The 17,651-nt window shown below is 71.7% G+C and carries 15 protein-coding genes; 6 read left to right on the forward strand and 9 right to left on the reverse strand.

Going from position 1 to position 17,651, the window contains the following annotated elements:
* From AOK01_RS18720 to AOK01_RS18735, 4 genes are all read right to left on the reverse strand, one after another.
* On the reverse strand, positions 1-734 hold a 734-nt coding region (locus AOK01_RS18720), incomplete at its 3' end, for a VIT1/CCC1 transporter family protein (protein WP_079103532.1).
* A 49-nt stretch (positions 735-783) separates the two neighbouring features.
* Complete coding sequence (locus tag AOK01_RS18725) at positions 784-1,443, reverse strand: hypothetical protein (RefSeq protein ID WP_055513124.1); 660 nt, start codon at positions 1,441-1,443, stop codon at positions 784-786.
* Complete coding sequence (locus AOK01_RS18730) at positions 1,440-1,787, reverse strand: hypothetical protein (protein ID WP_055513126.1); 348 nt, start codon at positions 1,785-1,787, stop codon at positions 1,440-1,442. Before AOK01_RS18730 ends, AOK01_RS18725 begins: the two co-directional genes overlap by 4 nt.
* A gap of 7 nt (positions 1,788-1,794) precedes the next feature.
* On the reverse strand, positions 1,795-7,092 hold the full coding sequence (locus AOK01_RS18735; RefSeq protein WP_055513128.1) for an HD domain-containing protein: 5,298 nt from the start codon (positions 7,090-7,092) through the stop codon (positions 1,795-1,797).
* A 198-nt stretch (positions 7,093-7,290) separates the two neighbouring features.
* On the opposite strand from AOK01_RS18735, the gene AOK01_RS18740 reads away from it, so the two are divergent.
* From AOK01_RS18740 to AOK01_RS18760, 5 genes are all read left to right on the forward strand, one after another.
* Positions 7,291-8,298: a DEDDh family exonuclease gene (locus tag AOK01_RS18740; RefSeq protein ID WP_055513130.1), complete on the forward strand. Its 1,008-nt coding sequence runs from the start codon at positions 7,291-7,293 to the stop codon at positions 8,296-8,298.
* Positions 8,299-8,432: 134 nt separating this feature from the next.
* Positions 8,433-8,666: a hypothetical protein gene (locus AOK01_RS18745; RefSeq protein WP_079103534.1), complete on the forward strand. Its 234-nt coding sequence runs from the start codon at positions 8,433-8,435 to the stop codon at positions 8,664-8,666.
* Positions 8,667-8,715: 49 nt separating this feature from the next.
* Complete coding sequence (locus AOK01_RS18750) at positions 8,716-9,507, forward strand: SURF1 family cytochrome oxidase biogenesis protein (protein WP_055513133.1); 792 nt, start codon at positions 8,716-8,718, stop codon at positions 9,505-9,507.
* A gap of 167 nt (positions 9,508-9,674) precedes the next feature.
* Positions 9,675-11,645, forward strand: coding sequence for a glycoside hydrolase family 15 protein (locus AOK01_RS18755; RefSeq protein ID WP_055513135.1), 1,971 nt, complete (start codon positions 9,675-9,677; stop codon positions 11,643-11,645).
* Positions 11,646-11,650: 5 nt separating this feature from the next.
* Entirely contained in the window at positions 11,651-12,406 is a 756-nt protein-coding gene (locus AOK01_RS18760; RefSeq protein WP_055513137.1) for an SDR family oxidoreductase, read from the forward strand.
* A gap of 104 nt (positions 12,407-12,510) precedes the next feature.
* Here AOK01_RS18760 and amaP read toward each other — a convergent pair whose 3' ends face one another.
* The 5 genes from amaP to AOK01_RS18785 all read right to left on the reverse strand — a co-directional run bounded on the left by amaP (position 12,511) and on the right by AOK01_RS18785 (position 17,053).
* Entirely contained in the window at positions 12,511-13,089 is a 579-nt protein-coding gene (amaP, locus tag AOK01_RS18765) for an alkaline shock response membrane anchor protein AmaP (RefSeq protein ID WP_055513149.1), read from the reverse strand.
* Positions 13,090-13,094: 5 nt separating this feature from the next.
* Positions 13,095-13,769: a DUF6286 domain-containing protein gene (locus AOK01_RS18770; RefSeq protein ID WP_055513139.1), complete on the reverse strand. Its 675-nt coding sequence runs from the start codon at positions 13,767-13,769 to the stop codon at positions 13,095-13,097.
* Between the two features lie 140 nt (positions 13,770-13,909).
* Positions 13,910-14,701 (reverse strand): enoyl-CoA hydratase/isomerase family protein, encoded by a 792-nt coding sequence (locus tag AOK01_RS18775; RefSeq protein ID WP_055513141.1) that lies wholly within the window; start codon positions 14,699-14,701, stop codon positions 13,910-13,912.
* 132 nt (positions 14,702-14,833) lie between these two features.
* Positions 14,834-15,055 (reverse strand): helix-turn-helix domain-containing protein, encoded by a 222-nt coding sequence (locus AOK01_RS18780; RefSeq protein WP_055513143.1) that lies wholly within the window; start codon positions 15,053-15,055, stop codon positions 14,834-14,836.
* Positions 15,056-15,454: 399 nt separating this feature from the next.
* Positions 15,455-17,053 (reverse strand): ABC-F family ATP-binding cassette domain-containing protein, encoded by a 1,599-nt coding sequence (locus AOK01_RS18785; protein ID WP_055513145.1) that lies wholly within the window; start codon positions 17,051-17,053, stop codon positions 15,455-15,457.
* Between the two features lie 346 nt (positions 17,054-17,399).
* On the opposite strand from AOK01_RS18785, the gene AOK01_RS18790 reads away from it, so the two are divergent.
* The coding region (locus tag AOK01_RS18790; RefSeq protein ID WP_483855246.1) for a VOC family protein at positions 17,400-17,651 on the forward strand (252 nt) is incomplete at its 3' end.

A 17,651-nucleotide genomic window follows, 5' to 3' on the forward strand; every position in this document is an offset into this window, starting at 1 on the left:
GCCCCGTACGTCACCGCCATGGCCAGCGCCCCGCCCGTCACGTTCCGCACCACGGCCGGGCGCGCCCTCGCGGCTCCCAGGCGTGCGCTCTGCCACCCCGTGCCGACCAGTGCCACGAGCACCGAGACCACGGTGACCGGAAGCCGCCAGGCGGCCGGGGGCAGGACGATGGCCAGCAGGGGCAGCAGCGCTCCGACCGTGAAGGCGAAGAAACTCGCCCAGGCCGCGTGCCAGGGGTTCGTCAGCTCGTCCGGGTCGATGCCGAGCTCCACGCGCGCGTGGGCCCGCAACGCGTCCCGTTCGGTGAGCTGCTGCGCCGCCTCCCGGGCCACCTTGCGGGAGAGCCCCCGCTCTTCCAGCAGCTCGGTGAGCTCCTCCAGCTCGGCCTCCGGCTGTTCCCGCAGTTCGCGCCTTTCCAGCGCCAGGGCCGCCTTCTCCGAGTCCCGTTGGGTGGAGACGGAGACGTACTCTCCCGCGGCCATGGACATCGACCCGGCGAGGAGCCCCGCGAGCCCGGCCGTGAGCAGCGTGGAGCGGTTGTCCGTGGCCCCGGCGACACCGACGACGAGGCCGGCCGTGGACACGATGCCGTCGTTGGCACCCAGCACCGCGGCCCGCAGCCAGTTCAACCGCGAGGCGAGCGCCCCACCGTGGGGCTCGTCATGGGCCTGGTCGTGGGTCGCGTCGTGGGCCGGGTCGTGCTTCGCTCCGTTCGCGGGTCCCTGATCGCTCATCCCCGGAGGCTCTCACTCCCCGGCGGCGGGCGTCAGTGAGGCATGCCGGTCAGCATCCGCGGACGGGGGTGATGGAGCGCACCTGATCGAAGGGGATGCTCCGCCACCCACTCGCCGCCGGGGTCCGCCCGCCGGACTCCCCGCTCTCCCCAGCGACCTTGAGGGTCAACGTCCGGGTGTCGCCCGCCATGAGCTCACCGCAGCGGGGGCCGTCGACGGTCACCACGAGGACGTGTGGCACCGCGGTGGCGGGCTCCTTGCTCCCTGCCGCGCTCTCCTCCGCCGGAACGACCCAGGACACCCCGATGGCGGCGACGATCGCGCACAGTCCCACGACGGAGGTCCGGCGCGCGGCGGTCAGGGCGTCCTGAGTCCGCTCGACCTCGTCCAGCACGGCCGCGAAGAGCCGGTCCCCGGTCAGCCAGGTCCGCTGTCCCAGCTGCCCGTGCGCGGCCCGGACCGCGCCGAGGGCCCCGATCAGCAGCAGGCCAAAAGCGGCCACGAGCAGCGCCGCCGTGGTCCAGCGCCACACGGCGGGCATCCCGGCCACGCTCTCCCGCCCCTTGAGCACGAAGACCACACCGACCAGGCCGGTGAGTCCGGTCAGGCCGTTGCGCCACCCCTCGGCCTGTCGGCGTACGACGGTGAGCTGGTCCAGCTGCAACTGCTGGCCGAGTTGCGCGAACCGCTTCTTGGCCAGATCCGTCACGTGGTCGTCCCCGGGGCGGGCGAGGGCACGGGAACCTCCCAGAAGGCGCCGCAGCCCGCGTCGGGCGACTCGGGCGGCTTCTCCGCGTGCGGGTAGCCGCACTGGCAGTAGACGGGAATGCTGCCCGTGAGCGGTTCGGGCGTACGACGGCCGCCGCGCAGGAGCCTCTTGGGCGGCCCCAGCACCCCGTACGCGACACGGAAGACCACCGTCGCCCTGCACGTCGGGCACGGGCCGGTCACCGTGTACCAGCGGCCGTCCTCGGACCGTACGACGGCGAAGGTGTCGGTGGGCGGAACGGCAGGCTCGTGTTCACGGAAGTCGGTCGGTACGTGGTCGGGCATGGGCTCCTCACTCCGTGTGGTCCCGGTAGGGACGGGGTACCGGCGTCGGAGCCGGTTCGGCGGGGCATTCCGATGGCAGCGTGAGGCCGAACAGCGCGGCGTAGAGGTCCAGTCGGTCGTGGACCCAACGGGTCGGCCGCTCCAGCTCCCGCGCGGTGACGGCGATGCGCTCGGCCGTGACCTGCCCGCCGAGCGCCGGGGCCGAGCCCGTGCAGTGCTCGGTGAGGAGGATCAGGTCCTCCCAGGTCGGCACCGCGTCGAACTCCGGGCGCGCCACGAGCAGTTCGAGCCCGAACGGCCGGTAGATCGCCAGTCGGTCCCACGCGTGGTCGATCCGCCATCCGAACCGGGCCGCGACGCGCAGCAGCTCCAGCGGCCCCGCGGGGCGGGCACCCACCAGGTCGGCGTCGAAGATCGCTCTGTCGTGCTGGGTGGGCCGGTGCTCCCGCCAGTCGGCGAAGCCGGTCGGGCGCGGGTCCTGGCCTCGGTCTCGGCCCTCCTCCGCGGGTTCTCGCCATGGGGCGCCCAGCGGGGCGTAGCGCATCAGGACCGCCATGCTGTCGCCGAGGGTGCCGTTCGTGGCGAGGGCGTGGTTGACCAGCCTGACGGGGTCGGCGTCCGTGCACCAGCCCGGTCGGCCGTCCTCCTGCACGCAACACGCCTCGATGTCCGCAGGGGCGGGGCGCATCTCGGCGAGGGAGGCCGGCAGCGCCGGACCGGACGCCGTGAGCCCGACGAGCGGTCCCACGGCCAGCAGCCGCGCGATCACAGAGCCGAGAGGCATCGTGGCGTACGCCGCGGCCAGGACCGCGTAGAGGCCGTGGATCTCCCCGTCCACCACCATGGGCGCTCTCTCCTGCGGAAAGCCGTACAGCTCCGCCCGCCGACGGGCGGGCACCGGGAGCAGGTCCCAGTCGTTCTGCGCGATGTCACGCCAGCGCTCGACCAGAGCCGGTGCCTCCGTGGCCACGAGACCGTCGGCCGCCAGTGCGCGAAGGCTCTCCGCGACCTGCTCCGCGGTCTCCTGCACCTTGCGTACGGCTGCCGCCGTCTGAAGCAACGGAGCGGGACAGGCGGCCTCTTCGTCACCCAGCGGGTGATAGGGCCCGTCGTTCAGCGCGGCGCCCAGCAGGTCGCTGTCGAGTCGGCTGAAGATCCGGCCGGCCAGATCCGCGTAGTCGGGAATCCGCACCGATCTGGACGTGAGGAAAGCCTCGTACCGCGGGAGGACCTGCTCGACGGGCAGCGACAGCATCCCGGATCCGCGCGCCAGTTGGCGGCGGGAGATGGTGCCCAACTCCCCGAACAAGGACACCCCGAGGCTCCGCTCGAACTCCTCACGCTGTTCCTGCGGCAGGCTGAGGTACGGCGAGACCCACCGCTCCGGATCGCTCCGCGGATCCTCGGCCTCCTCGGCCCGTCCGGGCAGCGCGACAGGGGTCACACCGAGCCAGGCGTACCGGCGCAGGACCTCCTCGTACTCCTCGGGGTCCCGGATCCCGCCTCGGGACGGCTCGCCGGACTGCACGACCTGGAAGTGCCAGGACAGCCAATCGAGTTCCTCCGGGGTGGCCACCTCGGCCTCGGGGGGTTCGGCGACCGTCTCGGGGATCGCCAGCGGAAACCCCGCGCCCGCGAAGCGCCGGGCCCTGTCCAACGCCTCGCGCAACGGAAGCCCCTTCTCCGTGCTGAAGCGGCTGAGCGCGGACAGCACATCCACTTCGCCACGGTTGAGGTCCGGATCGAGAAGGGACCCGAAGTAGCCTCGGTCCCCCATCAGCAGCTCGCAGTCCGTGGCGTCCAGCGTCATGGCGTGCGCGGCGTCGAAGCCGGTCGCCGCGGGCAGCTCCAGGCCCATGACGGCATAGCGCCGCAGCCTCCGCCACACATCGCCGAGGGTCAGCACCTCGTCCGGGCGGCGCTTGAGCGCGGCCCGCCGCACACTGTCGAACGTCCTCGGGGCGATATCCCTGCCGACGTGCGCCTCCCAGGCCTGCGGCGCCGGATAGCCGGCCACCGTCTCGGGCACCGCCTGCTCCCCCAGCCGCACGCGGAGTTCGATGCCCACGGAGTGCAGTACTCCGGCGCGCCACGCCAGCAGAGTCCCTTCACTGCGGTTGAAGGAGCTGAGGGAGCTGAGGGCACCGGGCACCCCGTCCCCCGTACGGAGCGCCACCAGGCCGGAGTCGAGCGGGAGGCACCCCACCTTCCGGAACTCGATGACGGTCGACCGGTCCCAGCCGAGTCTGCTGGTGACGCGTGCGTCGGCGGCGAGCAGCCGCTCCGTGATGCGTACCGCCCCCTCCGGGTACCGGAGGGCGAAGGCCCAGAGCCACTCCATGGTCATCCACTCGGGCGCCTCGAAGTCCCCGCAGGCCTCCAGGACGCGATCGGCCACCCAGTCCCGGTCGTACGAGAGAAATCTCGTCCTGCTGGTGCTGATGTCCGGGGCGTGTGTCTCCCGCAGGTCCACCACGCAGCCGAACGGAGGCCTTTCGGTTGGGTGTCTGTTCGTTTCGCCGGGATCTCCGAGATCGTCGGGGTACCGTTCGCGGCCGTCCTCCCGGAGCCAGGTCTGAACGCTGCTGTCGCCCTTGCCGAACATGGCTTCCGCGTCGACCTGTACCCCGTCCGCCAGCAGGCATCCCTTGCCCTCCACCCACCACATGTCCTTGCCCGCGGGCACCGGCCGGGTGTGGTCGCCGAAGTAGTAGAGGGCCTTCTTCTCCCAGGTCCGAACGGTGTCGCCCGCGTTCTCCACGCGCATCGCGAAGTCCGACCGCCAGATGTGCTTGCCCAGCTGTCCGGCCACGTCGACGCCGTCGGCCTGCAGATAGAGCCGCACCCTCGTACCGCCCCGAGCCTGCGCCTCGTCGCTCTTGCGGATGCGGAACAGGCTTCCGCTGGAGGCGATGTCGACGCGGAGCCCGCCGGACGGGTCCTCACGTCCGTACTCGTCGGTGGCGCGGGTCCAGATGCTGATCTCGTCGGCCAGCATGAAGTAGCTGAAGACCCCCACACCGAAACGGCTGTTGGGGTAGATCCGCAGGTCCGGGTCGGCCCGCCGCCAGTTGGCCTGCTCCCGCCGGTACTCGCGTGACTGCTCGAAGCGCCGGCCGGCCCGCGCGAAGGTGCCACGCAGCGTCTCGTGCCCCATGCCGACGCCGTTGTCCTCGCACTCGACGTAGGGCCGACCCTCGTCGTCGACACCCTGCCGGAAAACGATCTCCCCTTCCCAGTTCCGGGCGATCCTGCGGCCCACCTCCCCGTAGCGCACCCGGGCCTCCCGGTAGCGGCAGGCGTCGAGCGCGTTCTGGTAGAGCTCCCGCAGTGCGAGAGCGGGGTCGCCGTACAGCTGGGTGCCCATGAGGAGTTCACGCATCTCGTCCTCGGCGAGGGCGAACCGCATCAGCGGCATCGCGTAGGCGTCGCTCCTGGTCGCGATGTCGTACTGCGGGCGCAGCTTGCGGCAGGTGACCCGCTCGGGCAGGTGTGTGAGGAGTTCGGTGGGGCCCGTCCGCGCGGTGTGGGCCCGGATGCGCCGCACGGCGTCGTCGGTCCAGTGGGTCAGCGCCTCCAGCGCCGCGTGGACCGCGGGGTGGGGGCAGGGCAGGTCGAGGTCGAGGGCCTTGCTGTGGCGGTCCCGGGACCACCGCAGCTCTCGTACGCTCTGGACGGCCTGGGCGGGGCGCAGGCCGTCGGTGATGCCGATGTTGTCCACCAGGACTCCGGGCAGCTGGCGCAGATCGCCTCCGAGCAGGCCCGCGACACCGATCAGCCAGGACAGCTCGCGGGGCCGCCAGCGCTCCACGGTCGCGTCCGGGCACACGAGTTCGTCGAGCCGCCAGTGGGTGTCGGCGCCCGCGTGCTCTCCCTGGTGGGGCTGGGCGGGGGCGATCGCGGTCTGGCGGCAGACACGTACCAGTTCGTCGGTGAGTTCGCCGATCCTGGCGGGTGCCGCGTCGGCGCCGATCAGCACCTTGGCGAGCGGGGTGAGGAGTTGGGGGGCGTACGTGTCCCACAGCTCCTCCTTGCCGCTGACGTGCCGGTGGACGAGCCAGGCGGCGACGGCTTCGGCGTCCTCCTCGCGTCCTCGTCCGGCCAGCTCCCGGCCCTTGCGCCGGAGCAGGGCGTGCGCGGCGAACGTGTGCTCCAGGTCGACGCGTTCGGGATCGCGTCCCGCGTCGCCCATGGCCGGATCGAGCCGGAGCGGGTCGATGGTGGCGACGCTCGTGATCCCCATGGCGTGGACCGCCTCCCGTACGAACGGTGCCGCGGCGAGCAGGGCGAACTCGCCCGCGTCGAGCAGCGGCCCGCCCTGGGTCTGCGACGGCGCCAGGAGCGGTCGGAGTCCTCGTGACAGGACCCGCACGGGGTAGTTGTCGTCCGCCCAGGGGTCGGGGACCCGGGCGAGGGCGGCGCCGCGCCACTTCGCGCACTCCTGCGTCAGCCGGACCAGGGCCTCCTGGAGTTCGGCGCGGCGTTCGTCCTCGCACCGGACCGACGCCCACAGCTCCGGGTCGCGGACCGCCAGCGTCCACTCCTCCTGGAGGGTGCGGCCCGCGCAGAGTTCGACCTCGTTGACGGCGTCGGGACCGCTCGGGGCGTAGTGGGCGGTCGGGGTCTGCTGCTCGCGGGCCGCCCGGGCGAACTCGGTGGTCCTGCGGACGGTGTGGGTGATGACGTCCGCCACGGTGCGCGGCGCGGTGTCGGCGTGCAGGGCCTCCGCGAGGGCCCGGGAGAAGTGGCTGCCGTGTTCCACGTCGGAGCCGCACGTCTGGCCCGGGCCGCAGCCGAAGAGGACGGCGACCCGGCTTCGCCAGGCCGGGAAGTTGGTCGCGGGACCACCGTACGAGGGACCGTCCGCGCCGGCCGTGTCGCGGCAGGCGTCCACGGTGAGCAGCACCGTGCCGGCCCGGCAGCCCTGGAGCAGTTCCGCGAGGTCGAGTCCGATGAGGCTGTCGAGCGCGACCTGCGGCGGCGAGGTCGCCCAGGTCAACTGGGCGTCTGCCGGGACGAGATAGTCCGCGCCGCCGACAGAGAGACCGTGCCCGGTGAAGTGGATGAGGACGGTGCTGTCCTCCGGCGCGGTGGCGCACACCCGGCTGATGGTGCTGCGGATCCGGGAGCGCAGGGCCGGCTCGTGCGGGGGCGCGCCGACGAGTTCCACGCTGTAACCGGAGGAGCGCAGCGCCTCGGTCATCAGCTCGACGTCCCGGCCGACGGTCTCCGTCAAGTCCTCGAAACGGTCCGGGAGTTCGTACTGAGGCACCGCCACGATCAGCGCCTGCCTGCTCTCCCCCATGCCGCCGCCTCCCCGTGTCCGTCACCCGCGCAGGTCAGGATGGCACAGAGTGGCTGGACGGTTCCCGGGTTCACATACCACGAGCGGCGGACAGCGGACGGTGGGCGGCGGACGAGCCCCTCCGGCCCCTCCGGATCCGCCCCGGGTTCCGGACTCCGGCGACAGGGCTGTCAGTCGCGCCCCTTATCCTCAGTGACCATGCTCGAAGACCGTCAGACCGCACCGTCCGCCGCTCCGTGGCCGACCGCGTATCCCGAGGGATACGCGGTCGTCGACGTGGAGACCACGGGACTGGCCCGCGACGACCGCATAGTGTCGGCCGCGGTCTACCGGCTGGACGCGCGCGGCGAGGTCGAGGACCACTGGTACACGCTGGTCAACCCGGAGCGGGACCCGGGCCCGGTGTGGATCCATGGCCTGACGAGCGACGTGCTCGAAGGGGCGCCCCTGTTCCAGGAGATCGCCGAGGAGTTCGCGGCCCGCCTTGCGGGCCGGGTGCTCGTCGCGCACAACGCGGTCTTCGACTGGTCGATGATCGCCCGGGAGTACGCGCGCGCGGAGCGCGAGGCGCCGGTCCGTCAGCGGCTGTGCACCATCGCGCTGTCCAAGGAGCTGGGCCTGCCGCTGCCCAACCACAAGCTGGAGTCGCTGGCCGCGCACTTCGGCGTCGTACAGCAGCGCGCGCACCACGCGCTGGACGACGCGCGCGTGCTCGCCGAGGCGTTCCGGCCGAGCCTGCGGGCCGCAGCGCGCGACGGCCTGCGGCTGCCGCTCCTGGAGTGCCTGCCGCTGACGGAGTGGACGGACCGGGCGACGCCGCGCATCGGACGGCAGTCCGGGGGCTACTCGTCCGGGGGCTACGCGTCCGGCGGCTATCCGTCGGGGAGTTGGCGCCCCTCGCGCAAGCGGCCCGCCTGCCCGTATCCGAATCCGGGGCGGTACGAACCGGGCAAACAGCTCAAGCAGGGCATGCGCATCGCGTTCTCCGGGGACACCTCGACCGAGCGCGACCTTCTGGAGGACCGCGCCGTCGAGGCCGGTCTGCATGTCGCGACGAGCCTGTCCCGGCTGACCAGCCTGCTCGTCACGAACGACCCGGACTCCGGTACGTCCAAGGTGGTCAAGGCCCGCCAGTTCGGCACCCCGGTCGTCGACGAGGCGGCGTTCGGGCAGCTCCTCGGGAACGTGGAACCGGCGTCGGTGTGACCGTACGGATCGGTGTAGCCGTACGGATCGGTGTAGCCGTACGGATCGGTGTGACCGTACGGACGGGTGATTGGCGTGCGACTCGCCCGGAGCCGTCTCGCCCGGACCTCGGGTGACGGCCCACGCTGTGGCGCATGGCGACATGTGAAGTGTGCGGCAACAGCTACGGAATGACCTTCGAGGTGCACGCGCAGGGCGCGGTGCACGTCTTCGACTGCTTCTCCTGCGCGATCCACCGCATGGCACCCCTCTGCGAGCACTGCCGCGTCCAGATCATCGGGCAGGGCGTCGAGGTCGAGGGGCACTGGTACTGCGGTGCCCACTGTGCCCGGGCGGAGGGAAAGGTGGGGATCATCGACAGGGTGTGACCCGGTACCCGACCGAACGCACCCCACGACCCGGTTGTACCGTCGTGGGGTGTACCGCTTCCTGTTGTCCCGGCAGTGGGTGATCCTCACCCTCCTCACGCTCGCGCTCATCCCGACGATGATCGAGCTGGGCTTCTGGCAACTGCATCGGCACGAGCACAAGGTCGCGCTGAACCAGGTGATCTCCGACTCGCTGTCCGCGCGGCCGGTCCCCGCCGAGTCGCTCACCGGTCCTGGCCGGTCGATCGAGCACGAGGACCTGTACCGCCGGGTGACGGCGAAGGGCACCTTCGACACCGCCGACGAGGTCGTGGTCCGCCGCCGCACCAACGCGGACGAGGCTGTCGGCTTCCACGTACTGACGCCGTTCGTCCTGGACGACGGCCGTGTCCTCATGGTCAACCGCGGCTGGATCCCCGCCGACGGCGCGCAGACCGAGTTCCCGAAGATCCCCGCGCCCGCGAAGGGCGAGACCACGGTCACCGGCCGGCTGATGGCCGACGAGACGACCGCCGACAGCGGCATCAAGGATGTCCGCGGCCTCCCCGACCGCATGGTCATGCTGATCAACAGCAAGCAGCAGTCGGAGTCGCTCGGCAAGCAGGTCCTCGGCGGCTACATCGAGCTGACCGCGCCGGAGCCGAAGGGCGACGTCCCCGAACTGATCTCCGAGCCCGACCACAGCGGCATCGGCCCCCACATGGCGTACGCGGTCCAGTGGTGGCTCTTCGCCTCGGGCGTCCCGGTGGGCTGGGTGGTGCTGGTGCGCCGCGAACGCCGGGACCAGCAGGAGGCGGAGGCCGCGGAGACCGAGCCGGCGGCGGAGCCCGCCACCGTCTGAGCACACGGACCCGACCCCGGCCCCGTCAGGGGCGCCTCTCAGGGGCGCGGGGAACTGCGCGACAAGCCCCCACCGGCCCGCACCCGAAACACAACCCGACCGGCAGGGGGACCCGGCGAGCCAACCCGCCGGGGTTGATCGCCGGATCCCGAGGGAACCCGGCACACGTGCACCCTTCCATCGAGGACTACGCGCTCATCGGCGATCACCAGACCGCCGCCCTGGTCGGCCCGGACGGGTCGATCGACTGGCTCTGTCTCCCCAGGTTCGACTCGGCGGCCTGCTTCGCGAAGCTGCTGGGGGACGAGGACAACGGACACTGGCGGATCGCGCCGAAGGGTCCGAACGGGCAGAACGGGCAGAACTGGCAGAAAGGCCTGAACGGGCTGAACGCGCCGGCCACCTGCACCCGCCGGGCGTACCGGCCCGACACACTCGTGCTCGACACCGAGTGGGACACCGAGGAAGGCTCGGTACGCGTCACCGACCTGATGCCGCAGCGCGACCGCGCACCCGATGTCGTACGGATCGTCGAAGGCCTCAAGGGCCGGGTGACCATGCGCAGCACCCTGCGGCTGCGCTTCGACTACGGCTCGGTCGTACCGTGGGTCCGCAGGTCGGGCGGCCACCGGGTGGCCGTGGCGGGCCCGGACTCGGTGTGGCTGCGCAGCGAACCCCCTGTGCGCACCTGGGGCGAGGACTTCGGTACGCACTCGGAGTTCACGGTCACCGAGGGCCAGCAGGTCGCCTTCGTCCTGACCTGGCATCCCTCGTACGAGCCGCGCCCCCGTCGCGTCGACCCGTACGAGGCGCTGGCGCAGAGCGTCGGCGACTGGCAGGCCTGGGCGGCCCGCTGCCGCTACGACGGGCCGCACCGCGACGCGGTCGTCCGCTCCCTGATCACCCTCAAGGCCCTCACCTACGCGCCGAGCGGCGGTATCGTCGCGGCCCCCACGACGTCGATCCCCGAGGAGATCGGCGGCGTCCGCAACTGGGACTACCGCTACTGCTGGCTGCGCGACTCCACCCTCACCCTGGGCGCGCTGCTCGCGTGCGGCTACCAGGAGGAGGCGGAGGCCTGGCGCAACTGGCTGCTGCGCGCGGTCGCGGGCGATCCGGCGGACCTGCAGATCATGTACGGCCTGGCGGGCGAGCGGCGGATCTCCGAGTACGAACTGGCGTGGCTGCCCGGCTTCCGCGGCTCGGCGCCGGTGCGGGTCGGCAACGCCGCCGTACAGCAGTTGCAGCTCGACGTGTACGGGGAGGTGATCGACTCGCTCACGCTTGCGCAGCGCGCGGGTCTGCCGGTCGAGCCGGGCATGTGGCGGCTGCACCAGGCCCTGATGGACTTCCTGCACTCGGCGTGGCGCAAGCCGGACGAGGGGCTCTGGGAGGTGCGCGGGCCGCGTCGGCACTTCGTGCACTCGAAGGTGATGGCATGGGTGGCCGCCGACCGCACCGTGCGCATCCTGGAGGAGAACCCCGAACTCGACGGCGACGTGGACCGCTGGCGCGCGATGCGCGACGAGGTGCACCGCGAGGTGTGCGAGCGCGGCTACGACCCGGAGCGGAACACGTTCACGCAGTCCTACGGCTCCCGCGAACTGGACGCCGCGCTGCTGCTGCTCCCCCGCCTCGGCTTTCTGCCGCCGGACGATCCACGGGTGGTCGGCACGGTCGACGCGGTGCGCTCGGAACTCGCCCGCGACGGCTTCGTACACCGCTACGACTCGGACCGGCACGGTTCGCTAGCGCACGGCTCGCTTCCGCACGGCTCGGACGCGCCTGGCTCCGGCCCGCACGACTTGGATCCGCACGACTCGGATGCGCACGGCTCGGGTTTGAAAAAAGTCGACGGGCTGCCGGGCGGTGAGAGTTCGTTCCTGGTCTGCTCGTTCTGGCTCGCGGACGCGCTGCACCTGACGGGCCGTACGACGGAGGCGCTCGACCTGTTCGAACGGCTGGTCGCGCTCCGCAACGACGTGGGGCTGCTGGCGGAGGAGTACGACCCCGTGGCCGGGCACCAGCTCGGCAACTTTCCGCAGGCGTTCAGCCACATCGGCCTGGTGGGCACGGCTCTGGCCCTGTTCGACGGCGAAGGGGAGGCTGGAGTGCCCGACGCGGACGAGGCAGGATAGGAACCATGGATCTTGGACTGAAGGACCGCGTCTACGTCGTCACCGGAGCAACGCGCGGCCTGGGCCACGCCTCCGCCCGCGAACTCGTCGCCGACGGCGCGAAGGTGGTCATCACCGGGCGCGACGAGAAGACGGTGGGCGAGGCCGCGGCGGCACTCGGCCCGAACGCCCGCGGCGTGGCCGTGGACAACGCCGACCCCACCGCCCCGGAGAGCCTGATCGCCGCCGCCCGCGAGCACTTCGGCGGCTTCGACGGCATTCTGATCAGTGTCGGCGGCCCGACGCCCGGCTTTGTCGCCGACAACACGGACGAGCAGTGGCGGTCCGCGTTCGACTCCGTCTTCCTCGGCGCGGTCCGGCTCGCCCGCGCGGCCGCCGCCGAGCTGGGCGAGGGCGGTGTCATCGGCTTCGTGCTCTCCGGCTCGGTGTACGAGCCCATCGCGGGCCTGACCATCTCCAACGGTCTGCGTCCCGGGCTCGCCGGCTTCGCCAAGTCCCTCTCCGACGAGCTCGGTCCGCGCGGCATCCGGGTGGTCGGCGTGCTGCCGGCCCGCATCGACACGGATCGCTTGCGCGAGCTCGACGGGTACGCCGCCGATCCCGCGGCGGCGCGGGCGGCCAACGAGGCGCGGATTCCGCTGCGGCGGTACGGGAGGCCGGAGGAGTTCGGGCGGACGGCCGCGTTTCTGTTGTCGCCTGCCGCGTCCTATCTGACGGGGGTCATGGTGCCGGTGGACGGTGGGGCCCGGAGCGGCTTCTGAAGGTGCTTTGCAGGGCTTTTGAAGCGGTTTTGGGCCGATGGGTCGCGTCTCGTGACGTTTGTGCCTGCGGGCCGTGGGGGCCGGGCGCGCAGTTCCCCGCGCCCCTAAGGGGCCCTTTCCGCTCCGTGTCCGGCTCCGCGCAGGCGTACCTCCGTCGGGAGGGACGCCAGGCCCGCCGAGTCCCTCGCGTGGGCCAGGGACTCCGTCGTCAGCCGGTTCAGGGTGTCCCGGGGGCCGGCGTGCGGCTCCAGCAGCAACCGGACCGTCGCCTCGGGGGCACTGCGCCGCCCGGTGAGCGACACCTGCGCGGTCTGTACCCCCTCCAACGCGCCCGCCTCACCGGCCAGTACGTTCTCCAGGGCTCGCCCCCGCAGCAGCGCGCCCGCGCCGTCGCCCGTGTCGACGAGCACCTCGGCGAGCCGGCGCCTCCGCACCAACGCCGCCAGCCACCACACGGCGAGCAGCACCGCCACCGCGAGCACGGCGATGACGGCCGGCCACCACCAGCCGTCGTCCCGCCACCGCGCCCGGTCGGCGTCGCTCAGCAGCACGTCGTGCCGGCTGTCGTGGAGCCACCACGAGGGCGGGTCCACGCCGAGGCCGACGGCGAGCACGGAGCCGCCGAACACGGCCAGGAGCAGTCCCGCGAGACCCAGCAGGGACCGGTTCACGATCCTCGGCACTCCGGTCACCCCTTCCGGCCCGGCCGGGCGACGCGCACCGACAGCGCGGGCCGCCGGGTGAGGCCGAGCGCTCTGATGCCGTCGGCGAGCGTGGCATCCAGGTCGGCGCGTACGTCGTCGAGTTCGCGGTGTTGCGAGACCGCGCGGACGTCGGCCTTCCGGCGCCCCATACGGACCCGGACCGACCGCACACCGGACACCTTCATGGCCCGGTCGCGCAGCACCAGTGCGGCGGCGCCCCGGTGGAGTCCGGCGCGTACGTCGGGGTGGGGGCGGCGCATCGGCAGGACGCCGCGCAGTCCCGGGGTCGTGGCGAGGACGAGCAGCCACAGGCCCAGGGCCGTCGCGACGCCGGCGCCGACGAGTACCCACGTGTCGTCGAGGGGCCGCTCGGCCAGTTCGCGGGCCAGGGGCCCGCGCCAGTGCATGGCGGTCCGGTCGGCGCGGACGGCGACGACGTCGTACAGCAGGAGGCCCCCGGCGGCCAGGACCGCAGTTGCGAGGACGGCCGCGGGGACCCGGCGGGCCGACCAGAACCGGCCGCTGCCGTCCTTGGCGGCGTCGGGGGCCGGCAGGGGTATGTAGTCCGCCGCGGAGGTGGACTGGCCGAGTTCGCTCTCGGTGGTCTTCTCGATGACGGGCAGGTGCTGGGTGCTCTTCAAGCCCTGGGGCTCGCTCATTGCGTCCTCCCCTGTACCGCGTCGCGCGCGTGTGCCGAGTGCGGCCGTTCCACCCGGACGACGGCCCCGGGCACTTTCGTTCCCGCCAACGCCTCTACCCGCTCGGCGACTTGACGACGCACGGCACCGCACCGGCCCTGTCAGTCACCCACCCCGGCGAGATCCCTGAGCCGCCGGCCCTGAGCGGCCCGCTCGGCAACGCGCTGTTCCTCGTACGTACGGCCCGCCGCGCCCTGGAGCAGGGACTTCGTCTCGATGAGGGCATCGCGTGGTGCGGCCAGCAGCGCCGCCGCCAGTTCGCCGACCGTGTCGTCGAGCTGGTCGGCCGGTACGGCGATGTTCGCGAGGCCGGTCCGCTGCGCCTCCTCGGCCTGCACGAACCGCCCCGTCGCGCAGATCTCCAGCGCGCGGGCATAGCCGACGAGCCCCACCAGCGGGTGCGTGCCCGTGAGGTCGGGAACGAGACCGAGGCCGGTCTCGCGCATGGCGAACTGCACGTCGTCCGCGACGACGCGCAGGTCACAGGCGAGCGCGAGCTGGAAGCCCGCCCCGATGGCATGGCCCTGTACGGCGGCGATGGAGACGATGTCGCTCCGCCGCCACCAGGTGAAACCGTCCTGGTACTCGGCGATCGCCGTGTCGAGCTCGGCGTCGGAACCGCGCGCGAGATCGATGAAGGACGGCTCGCCGTCGAACCCCTCCGGCGTGAACGCCTGCCGGTCGAGCCCCGCGGAGAAGGACTTGCCCTCGGCGCGCAGCACGACGACACGGACGGTGCCCGGCAGCAGCTGCCCCGCCTCGGCCAACGCGCGCCACAGAGCGGGGCTCTGCGCGTTGCGCTTGGCCGGGTTGGTCAGCGTCACCGTGGCGATCGCGTCGTCGACGGTGAGCCGTACGCCGTCCTTGTCGAGCAGCGAGGTGAACGAAGCCATGGCATGCCTCCGATGGGTGCGGTCAGAGGGGGTGCCGTGGAAGCACACCCTTAAGTGACTGCACAGTAACCACCCGGGCGGTCAATCGACCGACCGGGTGGCCACCATCGGAGAACGAGGAACCGCCTGGCGTCAGCCCGACGCGGACTTCTTGCCCCGCGTCGCGCCGCCACGCCCACGGAGCGTGACGCCCGACTCACTGAGCATCCGGTGCACGAAGCCATACGAGCGGCCGGTCTCCTCGGCCAGTGCCCGAATGCTCGCACCGGAGTCGTACTTCTTCTTCAGGTCTGCCGCGAGCTTGTCGCGCGCGGCGCCGGTTACCCGGCTGCCCTTCTTCAGAGTCTCGGCCACCCGTGCCTCCTCAGCGGAAGTGCGCTCTGGACTTCTCATGATCACCCCTCATGAGCGTCCTGGCCACCCATTCGGCAAGGTCGATGGGACGAGGTTGTGCCGTGGAAGCCCGTCACCACGAGCGGAATATGGCATTCCATCCGGCCGTGCCCGTTCGGGCAGAACGAGTTCTGCGGCGAATGCCCAGGTCAGCGACGTGCGGCGGCCGGGCCCTCGGGGACGGAGGGCCCGGCCGAAAAATTGATGTAGGACACACCTCGGTACGAGGAGACCTCACACAGATGATGGATCACGACTCGGCCGAATGATCCATACGAAGTGGATCAGTGGATGGATCAGCATCACGGACCGCTCCCGGCCCACTCCGAGACCGCCCTGCGACCGCGCACGGACGCCCGCTCAGGCGAGGGCCACCAGGTCCGCGTAGTCGGCACCCCACAGGTCCTCGACTCCGTCGGGCAGCAGGATGATCCGCTCCGGCTGGAGCGCCTCGACGGCTCCCTCGTCGTGGGTGACGAGGACGACCGCGCCCTTGTAGGTGCGCAGCGCGCCGAGGATCTCCTCGCGGCTGGCCGGGTCGAGGTTGTTCGTCGGCTCGTCGAGGAGCAGGACGTTCGCGGACGACACCACGAGGGTGGCGAGCGCGAGGCGGGTCTTCTCGCCGCCGGACAGGACACCGGCCGGCTTGTCGACGTCGTCGCCGGAGAACAGGAACGAGCCGAGCGTCTTGCGGACCTCGACGAGGTCCAGGTCAGGGGCGGCGGACCGCATGTTCTCCAGGACCGTGCGCGCGGGGTCCAGGGTCTCGTGCTCCTGCGCGTAGTAGCCGAGCTTGAGGCCGTGGCCCTCGATGACCTGGCCGGTGTCGGGCTTCTCCGCGCCGCCGAGGAGGCGCAGCAGGGTCGTCTTGCCGGCGCCGTTCAGCCCGAGGATGACGACACGGGAGCCCTTGTCGATGGCCAGGTCGACGTCGGTGAAGATCTCCAGCGAGCCGTACGACTTGGACAGGCCCTCGGCCATCAGCGGGGTCTTGCCGCACGGGGACGGCTCGGGGAAGCGCAGCTTGGCGACCTTGTCGGACTTCCGCACGGCGTCGAGGCCCGCGAGGAGCTTGTCCGCGCGCTTGGCCATGTTCTGCGCGGCGACGGTCTTGGTGGCCTTGGCGCGCATCTTGTCGGCCTGCGCGTTGAGCGAGGCGGCCTTCTTCTCGGCGTTCTGCCGCTCGCGCTTGCGGCGCTTCTCGTCGGCCTCGCGCTGCTGCTGGTACAGCTTCCAGCCCATGTTGTAGACGTCGATCTGGGCGCGGTTGGCGTCCAGGTAGAAGACCTTGTTGACGACCGTCTCGACCAGGTCGACGTCGTGGGAGATCACGATGAAGCCGCCGCGGTACGTCTTCAGGTAGTCGCGCAGCCAGACGATGGAGTCGGCGTCGAGGTGGTTCGTGGGCTCGTCGAGGAGCAGGGTGTCCGCGTCCGAGAAGAGGATGCGGGCCAGCTCGATACGGCGGCGCTGACCGCCGGAGAGCGTGTGGAGGGGCTGGCCGAGCACCCGGTCGGGGAGGTTGAGCGCGGCGGCGATGGTGGCGGCCTCCGCCTCGGCCGAGTAGCCGCCCTTGGTGAGGAACTCCGTCTCCTGGCGCTCGTACTGGCGCATCGCCTTCTCGCGGGTGGCACCCGAGCCGTTCGCGATGCGCTGTTCGTTCTCGCGCATCTTGCGGATCAGGGTGTCCAGGCCGCGGGCCGAGAGGATGCGGTCGCCCGCCAGCATGTCGAGGTCGCCGGTGCGCGGGTCCTGCGGGAGGTAGCCGACCTCGCCGGAGCGGGCCACGGCGCCCGCGGCGGGGACGGCCTCGCCCGCGAGGACCTTGGTGAGGGTGGTCTTGCCCGCTCCGTTGCGGCCGACCAGACCGATGCGGTCGCCCTTGGTGATACGGAAGGTGGCGGACTCGATGAGCATGCGGGCGCCGGCGCGCAGTTCGATACCGGAAGCGGAAATCACGGACAGACTCCAGGGCGGGATTGATGACGGGGTGGGCGGCTGAGGGCGTTCACGCCGTCTAATGCACGAGGAGAATGGCCATGGGCCAAGTCTAACGGGGAGATGCAACCACTTTTCCTGTGTGCGGGTGTTCGGGGGTGTGACCCTCGTTGCCCCGCCATTGCCCCGCGACAGGGCCCTCGGTGTGCGGTGATGTGCGGTGGTGTGCGGTGGTGTCCGCCGCGACGGCCCCCGCCGGACGTCCGGCGGGGCGTTGTCAGTGCCGGGTGCCAGACTATGAGGCACGTCACATTCAGGCGTTGTTCCGGCAGCGGGCGGGGCAGCGGGATCCGAGGGAGTGATCGTCATGGCAGGCACGAACAGCGGACGCCCCAGCATCTGCCCGACGCTGCTGTACGCGGACGCCAAAGCCGCGATCAGGCAGCTCACGGAGGCCTTCGGCTTCACCGAGTCGTCGGTGTACGAGGACGAGGACGGCAAGGTCGCGCACGCCGAGCTGGTGCAGGGCAACGGCGCGGTGATGCTGGGTTCCAAGGGCACCGGCAGCCGCTTCGACGAGGCCATGAAGAGCGCGGGACCCACCGGGGTGTACGTCGTC

Source organism: Streptomyces aurantiacus, assembly GCF_001418335.1.
Classification (GTDB): domain Bacteria; phylum Actinomycetota; class Actinomycetes; order Streptomycetales; family Streptomycetaceae; genus Streptomyces; species Streptomyces aurantiacus.

What these genes read in the sequence shown, in the direction of transcription:
- AOK01_RS18730 (WP_055513126.1), bottom strand. Translation starts at nt 1,787, where the DNA reads ATGCCCGACCACGTACCGACCGACTTCCGTGAACACGAGCCTGCCGTT.
- AOK01_RS18735 (WP_055513128.1), bottom strand. Translation starts at nt 7,092, where the DNA reads ATGGGGGAGAGCAGGCAGGCGCTGATCGTGGCGGTGCCTCAGTACGAA.
- AOK01_RS18740 (WP_055513130.1), top strand. Translation starts at nt 7,291, where the DNA reads ATGCTCGAAGACCGTCAGACCGCACCGTCCGCCGCTCCGTGGCCGACC.
- AOK01_RS18745 (WP_079103534.1), top strand. Translation starts at nt 8,433, where the DNA reads ATGGCGACATGTGAAGTGTGCGGCAACAGCTACGGAATGACCTTCGAG.
- AOK01_RS18760 (WP_055513137.1), top strand. Translation starts at nt 11,651, where the DNA reads ATGGATCTTGGACTGAAGGACCGCGTCTACGTCGTCACCGGAGCAACG.
- AOK01_RS18770 (WP_055513139.1), bottom strand. Translation starts at nt 13,769, where the DNA reads ATGAGCGAGCCCCAGGGCTTGAAGAGCACCCAGCACCTGCCCGTCATC.
- AOK01_RS18775 (WP_055513141.1), bottom strand. Translation starts at nt 14,701, where the DNA reads ATGGCTTCGTTCACCTCGCTGCTCGACAAGGACGGCGTACGGCTCACC.